Source organism: Microbacterium terregens (assembly GCF_039534975.1).
GTDB classification, from domain to species: Bacteria; Actinomycetota; Actinomycetes; order Actinomycetales; family Microbacteriaceae; genus Microbacterium; species Microbacterium terregens.
The window spans coordinates 1,370,397-1,383,230 of sequence record NZ_BAAAWH010000001.1; the positions used below are offsets into that span (position 1 = coordinate 1,370,397).

Consider the following 12,834-nt stretch of genomic DNA (forward strand, 5'->3'; position numbering starts at 1 on the left):
GGATGCCGCCTCCCACTCGCGTCGCAGCACGCCCCGCACGACCGAGTCGTAGCGGGCGCCGCGGCTCTCGCTGCAATTTCCTGTCGGCGCTGTGCCGATCTGTGGCGCGCCGTGGCAGGGGCACTGGATCACCAGCCCTGCGCAGACGGCCATCGACCTTGCCGGGATCCTGACGTTCATGAAGGCCGTGATCGCGCTGGACCAGGCGCTGTGGGCGAAGAGGTCCGGCGGCGCGCTCACCGACGTCGCCGCGCTGCGGTCGGTCGCGGTGCGCGCCCCGATGCGCGCGGCAGCGCGGGTGCTCAGCGGAATCGACTTCGCCACACCCCTCTCGGATTCCGTGTGCGGCGAGAACCTGTGGCGCGCGAGCAGGAAACAGCCGCGCGAGGCAACAGGCGAAGGGATGCTGCGACCCGGGACAGCGGGCCGAAACGGCACCCGCGACCCGGGAGCCGCGGGCAGGAACGGCACCCGCGATCGGCCCGCTCTCCTGCCGTAGACTTACCGGCACGATGGACGACCCCCCCAGTAGACGCTCGCCCCACTGCCAGCCATCCTCTCCGGGGGGTGATGCGTGATGGAGTACGTCATGCTCGGCGCGGGGCTCCTGCTCACGGTCGGAACCGGCCTGTTCGTTGCGAGCGAGTTCGCGCTCGTCAATCTCGATCGTGCAGATCTCGAGGCGCGCCGCGACGCGGGTGAGACCCGGCTCAGTCTCACGATCAACGCGCTGCGGATCACCTCCACGCACCTCTCCAGCGCGCAGCTGGGGATCACCCTCACGACGCTGCTCACCGGCTACGCGATGGAGCCGGCGATCTCGAGCCTGCTCCGGCCGCTGTTCGCCGCGTGGGGCTGGCCCGAAAGCGTGGCGTCCCCGGTGGCGGTGTTCGTCGGGATCACGATCGCGACGATCCTGTCGATGATCCTCGGCGAGCTGATCCCGAAGAACTTCGCGCTGGCCATCCCGCGCCAGACCGCGAAGCTCGTGATGCCGTTCCAGGTCGGCTTCACGATGGTGTTCCGCCCGGCGATCGTGGTGCTCAACGGCAGCGCCAACGGCGTGCTGCGCCTCATGGGCGTCGAGCCGAAGGAGGAGCTGTCCGGAGCCCGCACGGCCGAGGAGCTCTCCAGCCTCGTCCGCCGCTCGGCGCTCGCCGGCGTCCTCGAGGAGGACACCGCCTCGCTTCTCGACCGCAGCCTCAGGTTCGCCCGGCTCAGCGCCGCCGACGTCATGACGCCCCGCCCCAGCATCCACGCGCTGTCGGCCGAGGACTCGGCGGAGGACGTCATCCAACTCGCCCGGCGCACCGGGCACAGCCGCTTCCCGGTCTACGAGGAGTCGATGGACGACATCGTCGGCATCGTGCACCTGAAGGCCGCGGTCGGCGTACCCCGCGCCCGCCGGGCGGACGTCCCCGCCGCCGCGCTGGCCACAGAGCCGCTCCGCGTCCCCGAGGCCGTCCATCTCGACACCCTGGTCTCCGAGTTGCGGGCGCGCGGCTACCAGATGGCCATCGTCGTGGACGAGTACGGCGGCACCGCGGGCGTGGTGACCCTCGAGGACCTGGTCGAGGAGATCGTGGGCGAAGTGCTCGACGAGCACGACCGGCGCCGCGCGGGCATCGTGCGCGGCGAGGGCTCGCTCAGCTTCCCGGGTGATCTGCGACCCGATGAGGTGCGCGATCGCACCGGCATCCGCATTCCGGAAGGGGATGTCTACGACACCGTGGGCGGCTACATCATGAGCGTCCTGGAGCGCATCCCCGTGGTGGGCGACAAGATCGAGATCGAGGACGGCACGCTGGATGTGCAGCGGATGGACGGTCGCCGCATCGATCGCGTCCGGTTCACCCACACCCCGATTGCAGAACAGGCATCGGATGCCGCGGGGCGGGGTGAGCGCGCATGAACGACTGGGCAGGAATCGCGTGGCTCTTCGTGCTGCTGGTGTTCAACGCCTTCTTCGTCGGCGCCGAGTTCGCCGTCATCTCGGCGCGGCGTTCGCAGATCGAACCCCTCGCCGAGAAGGGCTCGCGCTCAGCGAAGACCGCCCTCTACGCGATGGAGCACGCCACGCTCATGCTCGCGACGAGTCAGCTGGGCATCACCATCTGCTCGCTGCTGATCCTGAACGTGTCCGAGCCCGCGATCCATCATCTGCTCGCCGGGCCGCTCGGGCTGACCGGCCTGGGCGAGGCGATGGTGGACACCATCGCGTTCCTGATCGCGCTGCTGCTCGTGTCGTACCTGCACGTCGTGTTCGGCGAGATGGTGCCCAAGAACCTCGCGTTCTCGGTTCCCGACCGTGCCGTGCTCATGCTGGCAACGCCGCTGGTCTGGGTCTCACGCCTCTTCCACCCCGTCATCGTGGCGCTCAACTGGATCGCCAACCACGCGGTGCGCCTGTTCGGGGTCGAGCCTCGCAACGAAGCCGCCTCGACGTTCACGCTCGACGAAGTGACGACGATCGTGAACCAGTCGCGGATCGAGGGCGTGCTCGATGACGCGGCCGGCACCGTCTCGGCAGCGCTGGAGTTCACCGACAAGAAGGCCAAGGACATCGCGGTGCCGCTGACGCAGCTGGTGACCCTGCCCGTGTCGGTGACGCCCGACAAGATCGAGCGGTCGGTCGCAAAGCACGGGTTCTCGCGGTACGTGATCGTGGACGCCGCGGGCGCGCCGATCGGCTACGTGCACCTCAAGGACATCCTGCGCGCCGCCGAGGGTCCGGACGCGTCGGCCGACGTCGTCCAGCCGATCCCCAGGCGACGGATCCACCAGATGGTGCCGGTCCTCGAGACGACCGACCTCGAAGACGCGCTCGCGCTCATGCGCCGGGCCGGCCGTCACCTGGCACAGGTGCGCAATGCGGCGGGCGAGACCACCGCGGTGCTGTTCCTGGAGGACATCATCGAGGAGCTGATCGGAGAGGTGCAGGACGCGACCCGGCGTCGCCGCTGAAGCTCCGCGACCGTCGCCTCCGCGAGGACTCAGACCGGGCGGGCGCGCAGGTACTGCTTCGGCCAGTAGTCGATGTCAGCGCCGAGCTCGCCCGCGGCCCGCAGCGCGAAGTGCGGGTCGCGCAGCCACTCGCGTCCGGCCATGACTGCGTCGGCGTCACCGGCGGTGAGCACTTCCTCGGCCTGCGCGGCCTCGCTGATCAGGCCGACTGCGCTGACCGGAACCCCGGCGTCGCGGCGGATATGCGCGGCGAAACCGACCTGATACCCGGGCCCGGTCAGAACGTTCTGGTGCGCGACGAGTCCGCCGCTGGAGACGTCGAAGAAGTCCGCCCCGCGCTCCGTCGCCCATCGCGCGACGGTCGAGGTGTCCTCGACGTTCCAGCCGCCCTCGGCCCAGTCCGATGCCGAGAAGCGGACGAAAAGAGGCGCGTCGGGCGCGGCATCCCGAACCGTCTCGACGATGCGCAGAAGCAGGCGGGCGCGGTTCTGCAGCGAACCGCCGTACTCGTCGGTGCGCACGTTCGACAGCGGGGAGAGGAACTGGTGCAGCAGGTAGCCGTGGGCGGCGTGGATCTCGAGCACCTGGAACCCGGCCTCGACAGCTCGTCGGGCGGCCGCAGCGAAATCGTCGACGACGTCATCGATCGCGGCGATGTCCATCGCGTGCGGCGGGGCGAAGCCGTCGAAGGGGATCGCGGACGGTGCGACCGTGATCCATCCTCCGGCGGGGTGCGGCACGGAGCCGCGGTGACCGGACAACGGCGACCAGGTCGAGGCCTTGCGCCCGGCATGGGCGAGCTGCACGCCCGCGATCGCTCCGCGCGCCCGGATCGCCGCGACGATCGGCGCCCACGCGTCCCGCTGCGCGTCGTTCCACAGCCCCGTGTCCTCGGGGGAGATGCGCGCCTGCGCCGAGACTGCCGTCGCCTCGGCCATCACGACACCGGCGCCGCCGGAGGCGAACTGCGCCAGATGCGTGTGATGCCACTCCTGCGGTACGCCGTCCACCGCGCTGTACTGGCACATCGGCGCGACCCAGAGGCGGTTGCGTGCGGTGAGACCGCGCAGCGGAAGCGGGGAGAACAGCAGACTCATCGAGTGACTCCAACGCGGGTAGGGTGTCGGCATGTCCGACTCAGGCACGGCCGGTTCACGCAGAATCGGCGTGTGGACGGTGCAGGACACGGCGCGGGCCCTTCGGAGGCCAACCGTCGACGATGACAAGTATTCCCGCGGCGTCCTCGGCATGCGCACCGGATCCGAGGCGTATCCGGGTGCGGCCGTCCTCGGCGTCGAGGCCGCGTGGCGCACCGGCCTGGGGATGGTGCGCTATCTCGGACCCGCGGCGCCGACCTCGCTCGTGCTGCAGCGGCGCCCCGAGACCGTTACGGTCGACGGACGCGTGCAGGCATGGCTGATCGGCTCGGGCATGGACGCTGCGCTCAGATCGGATGCCGAGACCGCCGCGCTGCGCGGCATCCTGTCGTCGTCGCTGCCCGTCGTTGCCGACGCCGGCGCGCTGGATCTGGTGCCCGGGGCGATCGCGCCGATGATCGTGACGCCGCACGCGGGGGAGCACGCCCGTCTGCGCGCGGCTCTGGGGCTGCCCGAGGTCTCCCCGGCGGATGAGCGCACCCGCGCCGCCGCAGCGCTGGAGACGGCCGCCGAGCTCGGCGCCACGGTCGTGCTCAAGGGCTCGATCACCATCGTCGCCTCACCGGGCGGGCCGGCGACGGCGGTCTCGGCGGGAACGCCATGGCTTGCGACAGCCGGCACCGGTGACGTCTTGGCCGGCGCCATCGGCGCGCTCGTCGCCGGCGGGGGATCCGCGGGCGATCTCAGCGCCCTCGCGGCCGCCGCGGTATGGCTGCACGGCCGCGCGGCGTCCCTGGCGGCCGGCGATTTCGGGCCGGCCGGTGGGCCCGTCACCGCGATGGATGTCGCCGCGGCGCTGCCGCGCGCCGTCGCCGAGGCGCTCGCCACGCGCTGAGTGCCGACGTGCTGCGCGGCGGCCTGACGCGGCGCAGCAACGAACCCGGCGCGGGCGGCGCGGCCGCCTAGAATCGACAGGTGTCGAGACGCGCGGTGCTGTGGATCGGGTTCGCGATCGTTCATCTCGTCGTCGGCGTCCTCGGGTTCGTGCTGCCCGGCGAAGCGATGGGTGATGTCACCAACGTGTACGGCCCGTGGTCGACGGCCGCGATGGAGGGCCGCGGGATCGTCGGGATCAGCCAGGCGTGGGTCTATCCGCAGCTGGCCCTGGTGCCGATGATCCTCGCGCAGGGTTTCACCTGGATCGCGGGTTACGAGGTCGCGTGGGCGATCCTGGTCACCCTCTGCGACGCGCTCGCCTTCGCCCTGCTCGTCGGAAAGGCCCGCTCGCGCGGACGGATCGCGGGGGCGTGGTTCTGGCTGGCGTTCATCGTGCTCCTCGGACCCGTGGGCCTGTACCGACTCGACGGGGTCACGGTCGCGCTCTCGGTGGCAGCTTGCCTCTGGCTGGTCGGGCGCCCCTGGCTCGCGTCGATCCTGCTGGCGGTCGCGACCTGGATCAAGGTGTGGCCGGCCGCGCTGCTGGCCGCGGCGGTGATCGCCATCCGCCGCCGCGTCGCGCTGGTAGCCGGGGCGTTGATCGTGTCGGCGGCGACGCTCACCGCCGTGATCGCGGCGGGAGGCGGCCGGCACGTGCTCGGGTTCGTCACGGGCCAGACCGACCGTGGGCTGCAACTGGAGGCGCCGGTCAGCGCGTACTATCTCTGGCGCGCCGTGCTCGGCATCCCCGGTTCGTTCATCTATTACGACCGGGACCTGCTCACGTTCCAGGTCGCCGGCCCGCAGATCGACGCGGTGATCACCGTGATGACGCCGCTGCTCGTGCTCGCGGTGCTCGGTGTGGCGGTTCTGGGTGCCTACAAGGCCTGGCGCGGGGCGGTCTTCCTGAGGCTGTTCCCGCCGTTGGCGCTGTCTCTGGTCCTGGCGTTCGTCGTGTTCAACAAGGTCGGATCCCCGCAGTACATCGCCTGGATCGTCGCACCGCTCGTGCTCGGTCTCGTCGTGGACCGGCGGCGCTGGTGGCGCCCCGCCTGGCTGGGCCTGGGCATCGCCTTCCTGACGCAGCTGGTCTACCCGACGATGTACGGGGCGCTGCTGAACGCCGGTGCCATCCCGACGGCGGTCCTGACTCTGCGCAATGCGCTCCTGGTCGTCCTGCTCGCGTGGGCGATCGTTCGACTCGCGCGCGTCCCCCGGCGCGTCCCCGCGCTCCTGCCTGCCGCCATCCCGCTCGCCTGATCCGGAGGTTCCCATGCTCGTCGCCTTCTCCGTCGCTCCCAGCGGCACTCCCACGGACGCCGCACGCGGCATCCCCGACGCCACCGGCCCGGGCTCCGCGGACGCCTCGGTGCACGATGCCGTCGCCGCCGCCGTGCGGATCGTGCGCGAGTCGGGCCTGCCGCATCGCACCACCTCGATGTTCACCGAGATCGAGGGGGAATGGGACGAGGTCTTCGCGGTGATAAAGCGCGCGACCGACGCGGTGCTGCCGTTCGGATCGCGGGTCTCGCTCGTCCTGAAGGCCGACATCCGTCCCGGGTTCACCGGAGAGATCGAAGGCAAGATCGCGCGTCTCGAGCGCGCACTCGACACACCCCCCGACAGCGACTTCGAATCCGTCTGACCGGACAGGCCAGCCCACGTCAGGACACGGCCGAGCCGGCCGGTCGGCCTAGGCTGGGCGGATGCCAGAGCCGACATCCTCCGACCGCGCCGTGCGAGCGCTCGAGGACGTGACCGGAACCACCCGCCCCCGACGCCCCGGAGACGGGACCGATCCCGACGTGCCCGTCGCCGCCACCGTGGTGATCGTGCGGGACACTCCGGCCGGCCCCGCGGTCCTGATGATCGAGCGACCCGACCGGGGCTCCTTCGCCGGTGCCTGGGTCTTTCCCGGCGGCAAGCTGGAAGCCGCCGACCGCGCCGGGGCGGATGAGGTGCTCGGCGCCGAGCATGACGTGCTCGACGACGGGATCATCGAGCGGGCGACGTCGGACGAGCTGGCCGCCGCGCATCAGGCCGGGGCGCGGGAGACGCAGGAGGAGACGGGCCTGCGGGTGGATGCCGCGTCCCTGGTCGGCGTGTCCTGCTGGGATCCGCCACCGGGCATCGCGCTGCGCATCCGGACGTGGTTCTTCCTCGCGAGCGATCCGGGCGGGGACCTCGTCCTCGCGCCGGACGAGGTCGCGGCCGCCCAGTGGGTGCGGCCGGCCGAGATGCTGGCACGTCACGGCCGCGGAGAGGTCACCCTGTACCCGCCGACCTGGGTCACCCTGCACGATCTGGCCGGCCAGGCCGACGCGGACGCCATGCTCGCCAAGGCGCGGATGAGCGGCATCCGTCGTTTCGAGACCGTCGCGTGGCGCGGGGGCGACGGCCCCGTGCTGCTCTGGCAGGGCGACGCGGCGTACGAGGACGAGGCAGCGGACGCGGCATCCCGCCACCGCCTGGAAATGGCCGCCCTGCCGTGGATCTACACCCGCACCGACTGACCGGGTTCAGCGGTCGGGCGACTCCAGCAGCTGCCGCAGGTGAGCGCCCACGGCCGTCGACTCGATGAGGAAGCCGTCGTGCCCGAAGTCGCTGGTCACCACGACGGCGCCGTCGCCGAGAGTCGTCCGCACGCCGCGGGCGATGCGGTGCTGGCCGTCGACCGGGAACAGCCGGTCGCTGTCGATCCCGAGGACGAGGGTGGTCGCCGTGACGCGGCCGAGCGCGTCTTCGACTCCGCCGCGGTCACGGCCGACGTCGTGCGAATTCATCGCCTCGACGAGCGTGATGTAGCTGTTCGCGTCGAAGCGCCGGGTGAAGCGGTTGCCGTGGAAATCGAGGTACGACGCGACGGCGAACCGTCCGCCGTGGCCGAGCGGGCTCACTCCGGACTGCCATGACCGCTGGAATCGCTGGTTCAGTTCGGTCGGGGACCGGTAGTTCAGCAGCGCCATGCGCCGCGCCAGAGCCAGGCCACGGTGCGGCCCATCGCCGTCGCCGGCGTCGTAGTACTCGCCGCCCTGGAAGCGAGGATCGATGTGGATCGCCTCCAGCTGCACGGAGTTGAGCGCGATCTGGTCAGCGGTGTTGACCGGGGGTGCCGACAGGATGCCGAGGCGCTCCACCCGGTCGGGCATGCTGACAGCCCACTCCAGTGCATGCATCCCGCCCATCGAGCCGCCGACGACGCCCGCCCACACGTCGATGCCCAGTTCGTCGGCGAGACGAACCTGCGCGGCGACCTGGTCGCGGATCGTGAGATAGGGAAAGCGCGAGGCCCACTCGTACCCGTCGGACGCGATGCTCGACGGGCCGGTCGAGCCCTGACATCCACCCAGCATGTTGGGTGCGATGACGAACCAGGTGTCGGTATCGATCGGGGCCCCTGGGCCGACGATGTCGTGCCACCATCCCTCGGTGGGATGCCCGGGCCCGGCCTCGCCGCGCACGTGGCTGTCGCCGGTCAGCGCGTGCAGGATCAGCACCGCGTTGTCGCGTGCGGGGGACAGCTCGCCCCAGGTCTCGTAGGCGAGGCGGTAGGCGGGCAGCTCCTGCCCACCCTCCGTCCGGAAGGAACCGAACCCGGCGAAACGGCGCTCGCCGACGGCATCACCGTCGCGCCACGCGCCGGTGGCCGGTGGCCGGCCGAGCAGCATCCGCGCGTCGGACTCCGTGATCGGCGCGCTCGGCACCGTGTCTTCGGAGGTCTGCCAGTCCATCTGGCCATTCTCCCCGGTTTCCCGGCGGGCTCGACCGCGTGTTACGCCTGTCCGCGGGCGGGAGTACGGTGCTCGGCATGGATGTGATCGAATACCTGCTCGATTCCGATCCCGCGATCCGCTGGCAGGTCCTGCGGGACCTGACGGAGGCCTCCGCCGATGAGGTCGCCGCCGAGCGCGCACGCGTCGCCGTCGAGGGATGGGGGGCGCAGCTTCTCGCCGACCAGGCCGAGAACGGACTGTGGGACGACGGCGTGTACCGGCCGGGGTGGGTCGATGAGAGCCGACCGTTCTACGACGCCTGGACCGGGACGCACCCCTCGCTCGAGCTGCTGCGGGAGTTCGGCGCTGATCCGGCGGCGCCGGAGGTCGTGGAGGCGATCACCCTGGTTCGCGAGAAAGTGCAGTGGGACTACGCCGGCGAGCCGTACTTCCAGGGCGAGGTCGAGCCGTGCATCAACGGCGGTGCGCTGGCGAACGCCGCGTACTTCGGGCAGGACGGGTCGCACATCGTCGAGACGCTGCTGGCCGGTCAGCTGCCCGACGGCGGGTGGAACTGCTGGGACGAGGACGGCACCAGCCGGTCGTCCTTCCACTCGACCATCTGCGTGCTCGAGGGGCTGTGGGCCTGGGAGCAGGCGACCGGTGGATCGGATGCCGCGGCTGCCGCGCGCGCGAAAGGCGACGAGTACCTTCTCGAACGACGTCTGTTCCGACGCGCATCGACCGGAGAGGCGATCGACCCGCGCTTCACGATGCCCTCCTTCCCGACCCGGTGGTACTACGACGTGCTGCGCGGACTCGACTACTTCCGCCGAGCGCGCCCGGAACGGGACCCCCGCTGCGCGGAGGCCATCGAGCTCCTGCGCGGCAAGCAGCTCCCGTTCGGTCTGTGGAAGCTCGAACTGACCCACCAGGGCCCCACTCCGTTCGCGATGGGGGGAGAGCATGAGGGGTTTCCGAGCAGGTGGATCACGCTGCGGGCGCTACGCGTCCTGCGTTGGTGGGATGCCGCCTGAGACCACGGTCGCATCGCCGAAGCGCCCGGCCACGCGGTGACCGGGCGCTTCGAGCGTGCAGCGGTGCGGCGCTCAGGCGCGGGCGGCCTCGCTGACCTTGCGAGCGGCGGCCAGAGCCTGCTCGAGGTCGGCCTTGATGTCGTCGATGTTCTCCAGACCGAGCGACAGGCGCACCAGACCCGGCGTGACACCACTGGTGAGCTGCTGCTCGGGGGTGAGCTGGGAGTGCGTCGTGGAGGCCGGGTGGATCACCAGCGAGCGCACGTCACCGATGTTCGCGAGGTGGCTGAACAGCGTCAGCGTGTTGACGAACTCGCGTCCGGCCTCGACACCGCCCTTCAGCTCGAAGGACAGCACGGCGCCCACGCCCTTCGGGGCGTACTCGTTGGCCTTGGCGTACCAGGGCGAGCTGGGCAGGCCCGAGTAGTTGACCGAGGCGACGTCGGGGTGATCCTCGAGCCACTCGGCGGTCTCCTGCGCGTTCTGGACGTGGCGCTCGATGCGCAGCGACAACGTCTCGATGCCCTGGATCAGCAGCCATGCGCTCTGCGGAGAGATCGCGGCACCGAGGTCGCGCAGCAGCTGCACGCGCGCCTTGATGATGTAAGCGAGGCCGTCGCCGACGGCCGCGGTGTAGCTCGCGCCGTGATAGCTGGGGTCCGGAACGGTCAGGCCGGGGAACTTGTCGACGTTCTTCGACCACTCGAAGGTGCCGCCGTCGACGATGACGCCGCCGATGACCGTGCCGTGACCGCCGAGGAACTTGGTGGCCGAGTGCACGATGATGTCCGCGCCGAACTCGAACGGCTTGATCAGGTACGGGGTCGCGATCGTGTTGTCCACGATGAGCGGGACGCCGCTCTCGTGCGCAACGTCGGCCACGGTGCGGATGTCGAGGATGTTGATCTTCGGGTTGCCGATCGTCTCGGCGAAGAAGAGCTTGGTGTTCGGGCGCACAGCCGCGCGCCATTCCTCGGGGTCGTCCTGGTTCTCGACGAACGTCACGTCGATGCCGAGCTTGGCGAGGGTGTACTTGAACAGGTTGTAGGTGCCGCCGTAGATGGAGCTCGACGAGACGATGTGGTCGCCGGACTCGGCGATGTTGAGGATCGCGAACGTCGTCGCAGACTGACCGCTGGCCACGAGGAGGGCACCGGTGCCGCCTTCGAGCGCCGCGACGCGCTGCTCGACGACATCCTGGGTCGGGTTCTGGATGCGCGTGTAGATGTTTCCGAACTCCGCCAGAGCGAACAGGTTCGCGGCATGCGTCGTGTCATCGAAGACGTACGACGTCGTCTGGTAGATGGGGGTGGCGCGGGCCTTGGTCACGGGGTCGGGCTGGGCGCCGGAGTGGATCTGCTTGGTCTCGAAGCGCCAGTTCTCGGGTGCGGACATGTGCGTGCTCCTGCGGGTGGGTCGGGCGGCGACGGCGGACACCGGGGCCTGAGTCGAGACTAGGTAGTGGCGCGTTTGTCAACAACGAAGGGGAAATGTGACGTAACACCGGCGACCTGTCGCCGGGGCGCCGAGACGGCGACGTGGCGTTTCGGGGAAGCGAACGTGGGTAGCGTTGTCGCATGGCAACGCGACGTGCAGTGGTGACCGGGGCGAGCTCGGGGATCGGGGAGGCCGCGGCGCGCGCGCTCCGCGCCGGCGGCTGGGATGTCGTGGGCGTCGCTCGACGCGCCGACCGTCTGCAGGCCCTCGAGAAGGAGACCGGCGTGGTCGCGTTCGCGGCGGATCTGACCCGGCAGGAGGACGTCGATGCGCTCGCCGTGTGGCTCGCCGATACCGGCCCGGTCCACGCCCTCGTGCACGTCGCCGGCGGAGCACGCGGAACGGACCGCGTCGAGGACGCCAAGCCCGCCGACTGGCAGTGGATGTTCGACGTGAACGTCCTGTCCGCCCAGCGGCTCGTCGGGGCGCTTCTTCCTCAGCTGCGTGCGGCCGCGGCATCCGAGGGCCATGCCGACACCCTCTTCGTGACGTCCACCGCAGCGGTCACGGCCTACCCGGGCGGCTCCGGATACAACATGGCGAAAGCCGGCGAGGCGATGCTCGCGCACGTGCTGCGGCTCGAGCTCAACGGCGAACCGATCCGCGTCGTCGAGGTCGCTCCGGGAATGGTCTTCACCGAGGAGTTCACGCTCAACCGCCTCGGCGGCGATCAGTACGCCGCCGACCGCGTCTACGAGGGCGTGGAGAATCCCCTGACGGCGGATGACGTCGCGGACGTCATCGCCTATGCGCTCAACGCCCCTGGGCACGTCAACCTGGATCTGATCACCATGCGCCCGGTCGCGCAGTCGGCGCAGCACCTGCTCGCGCGCGGCCCGCTCCGCGTGCGCGGCGGAGCCGGCTGATGGGCTCCGAGGGAGTCTGAGGCGTGCCACGGTCGCTGGCCGAACTCGCCGATGAGGGCCTGATCGAGGCGGGGTGGGCGGGCGCCCTCGCACCGGTGGCGCCGGTGCTGGCCGAACTGGGCGAGCGCCTTCGTGCGGAGACCGCGGCCGGGCGACGATACCTTCCTGCCGGTGATCAGGTGCTCCGCGCGTTCCAGCGTCCGCTCGCTGCGGCGAAAGTGCTGATCGTCGGCCAGGATCCCTATCCGACGCCGGGCCACCCGATCGGGCTGTCTTTCGCCGTGGACAAGCACGTGCGGCCGCTGCCCCGGAGCCTGACGAACATCTACCGGGAACTGAATTCGGATCTCGGCATCCCTCCCGCGTCCCACGGGGACCTGTCGGGGTGGAGCGATCAGGGCGTTGTGCTGCTGAATCGTGTGCTGACCGTGGCGCCCGGCGCACCGGCATCCCATCGCGGGTGGGGGTGGGAGAAGGTCACCGAGCACGCGATCCGCGAACTGGTCGCGCGCGACGGGCCTTTGGTGGCGATCCTGTGGGGGCGGGATGCCGGCAACCTGCGCCCCCTGCTCGGATCCACCCCCATCATCGAATCGCCGCACCCGTCTCCGCTGTCGGCGAGCCGCGGCTTCTTCGGATCGCGTCCCTTCTCGCGGGCGAACGAGATGCTCGCGCAGCAGGGTGCCGGGCCCATCGATTGGCGCCTGCCGGGCTGAGCGTAGGC

13 protein-coding genes are annotated in these 12,834 nt (G+C 70.6%); 10 read left to right on the forward strand and 3 right to left on the reverse strand.

Going from position 1 to position 12,834, the window contains the following annotated elements:
• Positions 1-91 precede the first annotated feature (91 nt).
• From ABD655_RS06105 to ABD655_RS06115, 3 genes are all read left to right on the forward strand, one after another.
• A complete protein-coding gene (locus tag ABD655_RS06105) occupies positions 92-499 on the forward strand; it encodes a hypothetical protein (RefSeq protein ID WP_344712431.1) in 408 nt (135 codons plus the stop codon).
• 78 nt (positions 500-577) lie between these two features.
• Positions 578-1,912 carry a hemolysin family protein gene (locus ABD655_RS06110; RefSeq protein ID WP_344715706.1) on the forward strand — a complete coding sequence of 445 codons (1,335 nt, stop codon included), beginning with the start codon at positions 578-580 and terminating at the stop codon, positions 1,910-1,912.
• Positions 1,909-2,964 (forward strand): hemolysin family protein, encoded by a 1,056-nt coding sequence (locus ABD655_RS06115; RefSeq protein WP_344712433.1) that lies wholly within the window; start codon positions 1,909-1,911, stop codon positions 2,962-2,964. The genes ABD655_RS06110 and ABD655_RS06115 overlap by 4 nt, the downstream gene beginning before the upstream one ends.
• Positions 2,965-2,993: 29 nt before the next feature.
• On the opposite strand, the gene ABD655_RS06120 is transcribed toward ABD655_RS06115, so the two are convergent.
• Positions 2,994-4,061, reverse strand: a complete 1,068-nt coding sequence (locus ABD655_RS06120; protein ID WP_344712434.1) for an NADH:flavin oxidoreductase/NADH oxidase — start codon at positions 4,059-4,061, stop codon at positions 2,994-2,996.
• 31 nt (positions 4,062-4,092) lie between these two features.
• Here ABD655_RS06120 and ABD655_RS06125 point away from each other — a divergent pair, with 31 nt between their 5' ends.
• From ABD655_RS06125 to ABD655_RS06140, 4 genes are all read left to right on the forward strand, one after another.
• Positions 4,093-4,956, forward strand: a complete 864-nt coding sequence (locus ABD655_RS06125; RefSeq protein WP_344712436.1) for an ADP-dependent NAD(P)H-hydrate dehydratase — start codon at positions 4,093-4,095, stop codon at positions 4,954-4,956.
• 80 nt (positions 4,957-5,036) lie between these two features.
• On the forward strand, positions 5,037-6,257 hold the full coding sequence (locus ABD655_RS06130; protein WP_344712438.1) for a glycosyltransferase 87 family protein: 1,221 nt from the start codon (positions 5,037-5,039) through the stop codon (positions 6,255-6,257).
• Positions 6,258-6,270: 13 nt separating this feature from the next.
• Entirely contained in the window at positions 6,271-6,642 is a 372-nt protein-coding gene (locus ABD655_RS06135; RefSeq protein ID WP_344712440.1) for a thiamine-binding protein, read from the forward strand.
• Between the two features lie 61 nt (positions 6,643-6,703).
• Positions 6,704-7,510: an NUDIX hydrolase gene (locus ABD655_RS06140; protein ID WP_344712442.1), complete on the forward strand. Its 807-nt coding sequence runs from the start codon at positions 6,704-6,706 to the stop codon at positions 7,508-7,510.
• Between the two features lie 6 nt (positions 7,511-7,516).
• On the opposite strand, the gene metX is transcribed toward ABD655_RS06140, so the two are convergent.
• Positions 7,517-8,728: a homoserine O-acetyltransferase MetX gene (metX, locus tag ABD655_RS06145; protein ID WP_344712444.1), complete on the reverse strand. Its 1,212-nt coding sequence runs from the start codon at positions 8,726-8,728 to the stop codon at positions 7,517-7,519.
• A 77-nt stretch (positions 8,729-8,805) separates the two neighbouring features.
• Between metX and ABD655_RS06150 the strand changes: the two genes are divergently transcribed.
• Positions 8,806-9,747 carry a hypothetical protein gene (locus ABD655_RS06150; protein WP_344712446.1) on the forward strand — a complete coding sequence of 314 codons (942 nt, stop codon included), beginning with the start codon at positions 8,806-8,808 and terminating at the stop codon, positions 9,745-9,747.
• A gap of 72 nt (positions 9,748-9,819) precedes the next feature.
• Here ABD655_RS06150 and ABD655_RS06155 read toward each other — a convergent pair whose 3' ends face one another.
• Entirely contained in the window at positions 9,820-11,142 is a 1,323-nt protein-coding gene (locus ABD655_RS06155) for a bifunctional o-acetylhomoserine/o-acetylserine sulfhydrylase (RefSeq protein ID WP_344712447.1), read from the reverse strand.
• Positions 11,143-11,324: 182 nt separating this feature from the next.
• Here ABD655_RS06155 and ABD655_RS06160 point away from each other — a divergent pair, with 182 nt between their 5' ends.
• Together ABD655_RS06160 and ABD655_RS06165 are read left to right on the forward strand one after the other, a co-directional pair.
• Positions 11,325-12,110 carry an SDR family oxidoreductase gene (locus ABD655_RS06160; RefSeq protein WP_344712449.1) on the forward strand — a complete coding sequence of 262 codons (786 nt, stop codon included), beginning with the start codon at positions 11,325-11,327 and terminating at the stop codon, positions 12,108-12,110.
• Positions 12,111-12,133: 23 nt separating this feature from the next.
• The gene (locus ABD655_RS06165; protein WP_344712451.1) at positions 12,134-12,826 is read left to right on the forward strand and encodes a uracil-DNA glycosylase; all 693 of its coding nucleotides are present in this window, start codon (positions 12,134-12,136) and stop codon (positions 12,824-12,826) included.
• Positions 12,827-12,834: the final 8 nt, after the last annotated feature.